The 8699-nt window shown below is 43.3% G+C and carries 6 protein-coding genes and 2 pseudogenes; 4 read left to right on the top strand and 4 right to left on the bottom strand.

Features of this window, described 5'->3' with window-relative positions:
* The 3 genes from IQ224_RS07865 to IQ224_RS07855 all read left to right on the top strand — a co-directional run.
* The coding region (locus IQ224_RS07865) for a transposase (protein ID WP_194032751.1) at window positions 1–241 on the top strand (241 nt) is incomplete at its 5' end.
* A 156-nt stretch (window positions 242–397) separates the two neighbouring features.
* On the top strand, window positions 398–1870 hold the full coding sequence (locus IQ224_RS07860; RefSeq protein WP_194032800.1) for a phosphatidylserine decarboxylase: 1473 nt from the start codon (window positions 398–400) through the stop codon (window positions 1868–1870).
* A 299-nt stretch (window positions 1871–2169) separates the two neighbouring features.
* Window positions 2170–2631, top strand: a complete 462-nt coding sequence (locus tag IQ224_RS07855; RefSeq protein WP_194032799.1) for a DUF29 domain-containing protein — start codon at window positions 2170–2172, stop codon at window positions 2629–2631.
* A gap of 79 nt (window positions 2632–2710) precedes the next feature.
* On the opposite strand, the pseudogene IQ224_RS24910 reads toward IQ224_RS07855, so the two are convergent.
* Window positions 2711–3265: pseudogene (locus IQ224_RS24910) on the bottom strand (restriction endonuclease); the annotation flags it as partial.
* Between the two features lie 474 nt (window positions 3266–3739).
* Window positions 3740–6778 (bottom strand): annotated as a pseudogene (locus IQ224_RS07845) (Eco57I restriction-modification methylase domain-containing protein); the annotation flags it as partial.
* Between the two features lie 219 nt (window positions 6779–6997).
* Here IQ224_RS07845 and IQ224_RS07840 point away from each other — a divergent pair.
* Window positions 6998–7264 carry a hypothetical protein gene (locus tag IQ224_RS07840; RefSeq protein ID WP_002747571.1) on the top strand — a complete coding sequence of 89 codons (267 nt, stop codon included), beginning with the start codon at window positions 6998–7000 and terminating at the stop codon, window positions 7262–7264.
* Between the two features lie 201 nt (window positions 7265–7465).
* Here the strand turns inward: IQ224_RS07840 and IQ224_RS07835 are convergent, their stop codons facing one another.
* Window positions 7466–7822, bottom strand: coding sequence for an iron-sulfur cluster assembly accessory protein (locus IQ224_RS07835; protein ID WP_002747572.1), 357 nt, complete (start codon window positions 7820–7822; stop codon window positions 7466–7468).
* Window positions 7823–8144: 322 nt separating this feature from the next.
* On the bottom strand, window positions 8145–8534 hold the full coding sequence (locus IQ224_RS07830; RefSeq protein ID WP_002747575.1) for a hypothetical protein: 390 nt from the start codon (window positions 8532–8534) through the stop codon (window positions 8145–8147).
* Between the last annotated feature and the right edge of the window lie 165 nt (window positions 8535–8699).

Here is an 8699-nt window from a genome sequence, read left to right as displayed (position 1 = left end):
AGAGGGAATGCTATCCATCTCGGAATGGTTGGCAAAATCCTCCAGTGTTTTTACTAAGAGTTGTCAAACAATCCGAAACTGGTTTGGAGAAATAATTAGTTATTTCGAGCGAAGGACAACGAATGGGGTGGTCGAGGGAATCAACAATAAACTTAAACTAATAAAACGGAGAGGCTATGGCTTTAGAAACTTTCGGAATTTTTGGGTTAGAAGTATGTTATCTTGGCATCTTGTCTGTTGATTTAGCATAAAGAGTAACGAAGAGCCTGAAGGTTTTTCGTCAAAACATCTTGGGGAATGTAAAAATATATAAAAGTATATGAAGATGTGCGGAATGTCGGCCCTGTCTGTGGAGATTTTAGATAGATAGTTTGATATTCAACAAGAGGAAAATGGCGTGAACACAAATCACAACAAGAGTTATGGCCGGTTGAAATGGAAAGCGGTGTCGGCGCGGGAGGCCCAGCACCTGAACGAGCAGGGAGTTTCATCGTCAATCCCCCAGGGTCCGAAATTCCTTAAAGAGCTATCCCCCGATAGCGCGGTGTACGAGCCGAAGCAGCCGATCACAAAGAAACTTAAAAAGCTCATCGACGATTACGCCTATGGGGGAGCCTTCCAGAGCGCGATCTTGAAGATAAGACAACAGCGCATCCCCGAACTCGATCGGATACACAACCTCTACCAATTTTACTATTACATCGATGCCCTGGTAACGTGGATCCCCGGGTTGCGGGTCTGGGAATGGCAGGGCGACATTTACCACGAACGCACAGATTATCTGCACCTGACGCAGTTCTATTACTACTTCAACCAACCCGAACTCGTCTCCCTGCAAAGCCCGATCGCGCCCTTTACCGGCGAGGCTCTCACACCTCTATCCCTCTGGCTTCGGGAATTTGCGGTCGAATGGGGCGAATTTCTCGACACACCCGAATCGGCCAACCATCTCGTAACCTATAAGTTCGGGCCGGAATATACCTACCAGGACTACAATGGGGGCGAAAACGGGATCGAGAACTACAAGACATTCAACGAGTGGTTTTCCAGGACTTTCAAGGATATCGATCGACAGCGCCCAGTCGCCCAGCCAGACGATCCTCGGATTATCGTCTTCCCAGCCGAGTCCACTTTTGTCGGCCAATGGACTATCACCACTCCGGCGGGCGAGCCGATGCCCGCAGAGTCCTCAATCGTGGTCAAGCACGTCGAATGGCCTATCCCAGAACTGTTAAAGGGTTCCGAGTATGCCCAGGATTTCGAGGGCGGCATTTTCGTTCACAGCTTTCTCAATGTCTTTGACTATCACCGGCAGCACGCCCCGGCAGCGGGCAGGATAATTGAGGCCAAATTTATCCCAGGACAGGTTTACCTGGATGTCCAACTTGATCTACTCGATGCTGAGGGACGTGCCGATGAAAACTCATCCTTGGCCAACGTGGCCATGCCGCACCGTTATCTGGATGCAAAGGATGCCACAGACTATCAGTTTGTGCAGTGCCGTGGGCTTTTTGTCCTGGAAACCGCTATCGGCAAGATCGCCGTACTGCCCATTGGAATGGCACAAGTATCCTCCGTTGTCTTCGTCAAACCAGGGACGCAGGAACTTATCCGTCTTACCCAACAGGAAAAGAAGGGGCGATCTTATGATGAGCAGGTGGCACTGATCAACGAGAAGGTGCGCCAGGAGGTGGTGGGAAAAACGGTGTCGAAGGGCGAGATGATCTCGACTTTCCTCTTCGGCGGCTCCGACATCGTGATGGTATTCGAGCGTCAGTCCAACGTCAACATCACGGCTACGGTAGGTGTTCACTATCCGGTGCGGAGTCAGTACGCCTATTCAAATATCGCCAAACTGCTGTCGTTTTGATCGTGCTTCGCTGTTCTATACTAGCGGAACCTGTCATCTCCAGGGTTCCTTCCAGCCGACATTTTAGGTAAAGTTTGCTGAATAAATCTAAAAACCTTGTTGGGTAAACCTTTTAGACTTTTTTTCCCTCAAAAAGTGCCAACCATTGGAGTGATCGGGGGTAAAATCCCTGAACTTTTTCCCTGAAAATTAGATAATTGACCAGATGAAAATCGCTAAAACCCCACACCCTACACCCTACACCCCACACCCTGCCCCCAGAAAAACCTTTTTCAGCAGACCCTAGGTAAAGTTCCAATATGAAAGATCAAGCCAATTCCCTGTATGAATCGGACTTCTATGGGTGGACAGAGCTACAAGCGAAAGCTCTAGCCAACCGACAGGTAGAAGCTCTGGACTGGCAAAACTTACGGGAGGAAATCATTTCCTTGGGTAAACAAGAATATCGAGAACTGGTGAGCCGTCTAACCGTTTTGGTAGGACATCTTCTCAAATGGGAATATCAGCCAGATAAACGTTCTCGCAGCTGGTTTTTGACGATTAGAGAACAGAGACGAGGGATCAGACGGCATCTAGAGGGTAATCCTAGTTTAAAATCCCGGATACCGACGGCTTTATCCGATGCTTTCGAGGCCGGAGTGGATTTGGCTTTGCGAGACACGGACTTACCGATACGGACTTTTCCCTCTCACTGTCCCTTCACCTTCGAGGACATCATGGCCGACCATTTCCTCTGCGATACCAGTCAGGATTGGTCGTAAATTTAACGGTTATACCGCCTCGACGGGTATCTGTATCTCAACAAGTAATTTAAATACGCGGGCAGCTGATTCTTTTTTTTTACTCTCTCCCCTGAATAATTTTAATTTCTTCCTCGCTTAATCCATAGAGTTTATACACAATTAGATCGATTAATTCATCGGTGCTGCTTAATTGTTGTTTTAGGGGTAAAAGTTTATCCAGACTGGTTTGATATTCTTTTTCTAAGGTTTCCTGTATTTGACGATCTAACAAGTTAACGCTAATTTTCTTTTTGTTCTTTTTCAGTATCTCCCCAAGTTGCTCGAAGCTAAGATGAGGTTCGCTTTTTTGGTAGTCACCGAGATAGTTTTGGATTTTTGATTTGTTGGTTAAATTATCGATCGCACTGCCGATTATTCTCTCTAAATATCTTAAAAAGCTTTTGATTTCTTTTTGTTTTTCCCGATTTATCTCGATCATCTGTTCTGCTAAGTAGGCCAAAATATCATGGACTATATCGGTTTCTTCTCTCCTAATATGTTCCTCGATTTCTTTTAATATCTCTTGCTTTTCTTGATAACTTTTGATAAGTTTCTCTAAACTCTGTTGACGGCGATCGCTTTTAGTGTTAAAAGATATTTTAGGAATAAAAATTACGTTTAGCTCGTAGGCATTAATATGATTAGTCGTACTTGTAAGGCTGAATCTCCATTCCGATAATTTTGAATTTAAAAAAGCTAGAACTGTTTCTAGTTTATATTGTGTATCTACAATATAACCAACTGTGTCAGAACAAAAAAATCCCTCTTGAATAGTTGTTGCTATTATCCGTCGATAATTATCGATTGCTGCACCTCTTTGATAGGCGATTCTTCTCTTTAAATGATCGTATGCTTTAACTTCTTTATTTGTACCACGTTTTTCAAGGAATTTTGGTTCTTCGGTTTGTCTTATGCAATAGACGGGAGTTATAAGGGATGGAACCCTTATAGAGAAAGACATTGGGCGATTTTTGTCAATTGTTTTTTATCTAAAGCGAACTAATCAATTAAATCCCTTACCAGATAAAGATTTTGTTGATTTATGCCCCCCTATCGAACCATAACAAGTAACGAAGAGCCGGAATTTTGTTTTATTTAAATACACTGGGTTTCCTTGTTTTGGCTTTTCGTAAAACTCATAACGACCTATATGCGCTCCACGAAGAACTATTTCACCTGGAGGATCATCTGATATAAATTCTTTGAATTGCTGATTGAACATAATCTCTCCAGGAGTCGGATAACCAATGGTTTTAAATAAAACACATCTAGGATTTTCACATAGGTTTAATAACAATTTCCAAGACTCCTGATTGACTGTTGGTATAGATAAATTATCAGGATCAAATTTATCGATTTTTTCAGCATTAGCATAATATCGACGAGAATGTTCTAGAATATCTTTGCCCTCATGAGTTCTCATCAAGAAATCTAGCGGTAATATGCCATTAAAAAGAACATACACACAAGTGGATAATTTTGCTTCACGAAAAACCCGATTATTGGGGTCATCTTTTTGCGGAAAAGCTTCAATACATATCAAACTGGTTTTTTGTAAAAGCTTACGTCTTAACTCAAATGTAAAACGATCACCTAGCAGTGACATAGGAACAATAAAGCTATGATAGCCATTTTTCTTGGCGAGATTTATAGCTTTGGCAATAAATAAACGATATAAGTTAACTCTAAATGCTCTAGCTTCTTTATAAATTTCTGTATTATCTATAAATTGTTTTTCGTCAATTACTCTACCGAGAGCGGATTCTGACAATTCATCATAAGGAGGATTACCGATTACTGCATCAAAACCGGGGTTATCCTTCCAAGAAGCAGAATCAAGATCGATAAAAACTTCAGGAAATTCCAGATCCCAATGAAAAAAACGCTTACTTTTATATAAACTAGCTGCCTGGTCTAAAATTCCTTGATCTGAACGGGGTAACTTATCCCAATTAATTGCCGATATATTACCACCGTAGCGCTGCAGAAACTCGATAGCAGTTTTAACCCCAAAAAAGCGAGAGAGGAAAACATCTAATAAACGCTTGTAGGGTTTAGCTTGACTATCAAAATCACGGAATAACTGTTCACTTGCTTCCACTTCAGCAAAAGTCGCATCGCTGAGGGTACTAATTCCCCGCATAATTTCCGCGGCCCGAAGTAACCCGACAAAAGGGCCAGTTAAAAGAGTTAATTGACCACTTTCTTCCTCGATCATAGCGGCTTCTGCGGCCTTGGCGGTAGTTCCGATCAGAGAATTACCACAACGTAAATGATGATCCAAAAAACTCAAAGGTGCGCCCACTGTGAAAGAATGTAACCAGAGACTAACCTTGGCCAATTCTACAGCCATCGGATTGATATCTACCCCATAAATACAGCGCTTCATCACCACTCTCTGTAATAATTGCGTTGGTTCAAGGGTGGGAGAATCGAGAATAATTCCCTGTTGTCGGAGATTGTCGATAATGTTTTGTCGGGTGGTTTCCAACATGGTTAAAACGGGATTATCTTCGGGATAAAGATTGAGAATCTGGATTAACTCATCGGTGAGATAGTCCACTGCTTCCACTAAAAAATGTCCGCTTCCCATGGCGGGGTCACAGAGTTTAAGATCAAGTAAGGTGGTGATCGCTTTTTTTTCTAAGCGTTGTAGCTCTTTTTGTAATCCCTGCTGACTGAGATTTCCTAAACGTCTATCGCTGCTTTCTTGTCTTCGGGTGGCGATTTCTGTCATCACATCCCCGAACTGTTGCGCCCTTTGCTCTAAAATTGGTTTGAGGGTATGACTGACAATATATTTAACAATGTAATCGGGAGTGTAATAGGAACCGGTGGCCTTTCTTTCTCCCCGATCATTTTCCAGATGCACCGATTCCCCCTCAATCACGATGCGATATTCCAGTAATCCTTCGTAAATTGATCCTAACTGTCGCACACCTAAAAAACTATAGTCGATCGGCTGTCCCTCAAAACGTGCTAACTTGTCTAAGATGGGTGCTAAAACCGCATCGGATAACTTATATTGACCGAGAAAACAATTCACCCGGCCTTCTTCCATGTCAAATAAACCCCCGTTGTAACGAGGTACGGCTAAATTAGCATCCCCTCGATCGACAATGCGGAATAAACTGAGGAGAGCATCGTATATTCCCGTCGAGGTGCCACTAAAGACCTGCTGACGATCGATTTTAACGGCAATTTCCCGCGTCTTTTGCAATAAGCTGTAATCGCGATAGTCTCCCCTCACCGGCAGCAAGTCCCGCGCTTCTGCGTAGAGTAGAAATAATAATTTATACAGCAGGGATAAACTCGCCTCATACAATAAATCTGGCTGTATGTCTGTATTTAATGATACAAAACCCTTAGAAATATCGGGAAAAATGCGATCGAAGACTAACTCTTTTAACTCGTTACCCACTCTGGTGGCATAGGTGGTACTCCCCTCCCGGACCCGTTCAAGGAAATTCTGACCGTGAATATCCTTAATAAAAGCCTCTTGACGGAAAAATAACCAGAAATACCGAAATTTTTGCCGGTCTCTCCCTTCTAATAGTTCCATCAAGTCCACTGGATAAAATTCCGTGGCTGTGGAGGACGCTTGACGGTAATATAAGCGCCATTCTCGACCATTAGTGAGAATACCCCAATCTACTCCCGTCCCCGTGAGATAATTGGTGATCTGAAAGGAAGGATTACTATTTTTCCAGATATCTCGCTGATCATTCTTAGAAACGTCACTAAGAGAACGTTGCCAGTATTTGGCCTCAGCGATCGCTAAAACTTGACTATAAAAGGCTTTTTCATTATTCTGGAGAGCATAGGCTTGATAACGGTCATTTTCTGTGGCAAATAGGGCATAATCTGGCCTTTCTGACCTTCCTTTTCCCCTACTGCTTACCTGCGGTATATAACTAAAACCGAGAATTTCTAGAATCGGTTGTATTAATTCTGCTTCCGTTTGCGCTTCGTTAAGAGTCGGCAAAATCGCCTTTTTTTGTTGATAAAGACTCTCTAAGCGGGAAAATGCCACGGATACATCCTCTTGCCATTCCCCAGAATCCGGCAGCCGATGCTCAAGATAGTGTTGAGAAAAAAGTGGTTTATTGCCCGTTTGTCCTGACATGGCCGATTATCCTAACATTGAGGGTATCTAGCCTAAAAATGAAGGGTTCGCAGGCAGGCACGGATTCCCATTATATAAAAAGTATATGTCAAGTCTCCGATTTTGTCAAGGGTTTTGGCCAAAAAAAATCGCCAAGACTTACCACAGCCGTAGGTATAATAATGGGGATAAAAATTAAAATCCTTGGTAGTCACCGATGACTGATAACTGGTAACTGAAATGACCCCCCAAGCAATCCCTAAACTCAATCACTTGCCCTCTGCCCTAGCCAGAGAGGGAGCCGTCTGCCTAGAATTAGAAGATGGAGTTGCTATATTTCGAGCTTCCACTGCCGTTCAGACTCGGATTGAAGAATTACTCCAACTAGAGAAAGAATCAGCAATTACCCCCGCACAAAAGCAAGAACTCGATGCCTACGAAGAAATTGACGACTACCTCAGCTTTGTCAATCGTACCCTGCGGAATCTCAGTCAAAACCCTTCTTAATGTCTAAAAAGTTTTCCTCAGATTATTATCGTCTCTAATTCAGGGCAGGGTATCTAGCCTAAAAATGAAGGGTTCGCAGGCAGGCACGGATTCCCATTATATAAAAAGTGTATGTCAAGTCTCCGATTTTGTCAAGAGTTTTGGCCAAAAAAAAATCGCCTCTGGGAGGCGGGGGTGAAAGGTATCACCCCAGAGAAATAATTAAACGCCAAAAGACTTACCACAGCCACAGGTTTGACTGGCGTTGGGATTAGTGAATTGGAACCCACCGCCGATCATCGCGTTGCTGTAATCTAACATGAGACCGTAGAGATAGAGCAGACTTTTTTTATCAGAGACAATTTTAAAGCCATCGTAATCGAAAACCTCATCTTGGGGGCCAATATTGCTAGGATGCTCAAAATCCATCATATAGGACATTCCCGAACAACCACCTTGACGCACACCCACGCGCAGACATAAATCCTTGCCCTGTTGCTCTTTGAGCATGGTAAGGTGTTTGAGGGCAGCCTCACTGAGTAAAATTCCTTTTCCTTGAATCTGAGTAGCTTGTGTCATCTTTAGCAGGAACTCCTAAACGCAGTTGAAGGGGACATATAAAACTTTACCTTCTCCTATCCATCTTAAACGATAGTTGAGGACTGATGACCGAATTACTTCTTACTTTTCCCAGTATCGCGGGAGTTTTAGGGCAAAAAGAAGCAAAAAAATGGGATTATTAATTAAATAGGGTTGCCAGAGACGACTAGATTCTTGAAACAAACCCTAGAGCCATTCTCAGCCGATTTTCATCCCCCCAAGCATGGGGGGACGATAATCAAATCGGGAAAAAGCTACTTTGGGGATGCCGAAAAAGCAGCTGGAAAAGAGCCAAAGAAATTCACTTTTCTAAGCGGAGATTAGCGCCGCTGCTATCGGTGCGATAAACCCAAGTTTTTTGGTTATCAGTCAGAATAATTCGCCATCCTTGCACCAGTGCTTGAGTACAGAATTCTCCCGGTTTAGCTAATCCTAAACAACCATCGGGCCAGGTTTTTGGTTGTGATGCTTGGATTTGTAAGCGATTAACCGATATCTTGGTTTTCCGACTCAAATCTTGACGGGTAGCGGCGATGACCGAATTGGGTGGCTCAGGAGATGCTAAACTAGGTGGCACTAAGAGGAGAGAAAGCAGACTCACTAGCATTAAAGTGCCAGTTGCTCCCTGAATAATTCTCGTTTTACCGATTGGTACTTGCTGGCTTTGGCTAAAATTTTTTCTAGATATCATCTTTAGTGCTGCCTCTGTCCTGGGATTGATAGTCCGATCGAATCCTCCTGTTTATTATCAGTATAACCGATACTATGTTCCCGCTCTGGTTTTCGAGCAGAAGCAGCAGTCACTCTCAGTTTTCGTTGTCATCTCCTGAAGACTTCCGCCTCTTTAAGTGGCGAT

Origin of the sequence: Microcystis sp. LEGE 00066 (genome assembly GCF_015207925.1) — a bacterium.
GTDB lineage: Bacteria > Cyanobacteriota > Cyanobacteriia > Cyanobacteriales > Microcystaceae > Microcystis > Microcystis ichthyoblabe_A.
Note: the sequence above shows the minus strand (reverse complement) of the source record. Positions and strands in the feature narration are given on the sequence as shown.